This is a genomic window from Pseudobutyrivibrio xylanivorans (genome assembly GCF_010906925.1).
Taxonomy (GTDB): Bacteria; Bacillota; Clostridia; order Lachnospirales; family Lachnospiraceae; genus Pseudobutyrivibrio.
Genome location: NZ_VTVE01000016.1, coordinates 1 through 440, shown reverse-complemented (window position 1 = coordinate 440; position 440 = coordinate 1). Strand labels below are relative to the sequence as shown.

General features: G+C 37.3%; 2 protein-coding genes. Both read left to right on the top strand.

From position 1 onward, the window contains the following. A partial coding sequence (locus tag F0Q01_RS13690) for a PhoH family protein (protein ID WP_163927301.1) occupies positions 1–216 on the top strand: 216 nt, incomplete at its 5' end. A 2-nt stretch (positions 217–218) separates the two neighbouring features. Then, positions 219–440: hypothetical protein (locus tag F0Q01_RS13685; RefSeq protein WP_163927299.1), on the top strand; the 222-nt coding region annotated here is incomplete at its 3' end.

Here is a 440-nt window from a genome sequence, read left to right as displayed (position 1 = left end):
TCCCAGAAGGACCTTGCACCTGATGTTAAGTCAGGTCTTGATATAGCTCACGGCGTATTAAAGGGAATTGATGATATTGAATTTTGCACTCTTACAAGCAGCGATGTAGTTAGACATCCTCTTGTTCAGAAGATAGTTAAGGCTTATGAGGACTACGAAAAGAAGGCTGCTAACAAGCAGAGAAATAAATCTATAAAGAAATTGGAGAGAAGATGAGTATGGAAACAGAAAAGTCTTCTGTTATGATCAAATTCATATATGGCGCGCTTTTTTGTTTGACTGGCGTAATTGTTTTTGCTTTTTCTTTTTTTATGGGAAAGAGCTATGAAGCTATACTTAGAAATGTGATCGTTTCCCTTATTTTTTCCGGAACAATTATCTTTATGCTGCTTGATGCCTTTACCAGAGGTAGGAGCGGTCTTTCTTACGATAATTACGAC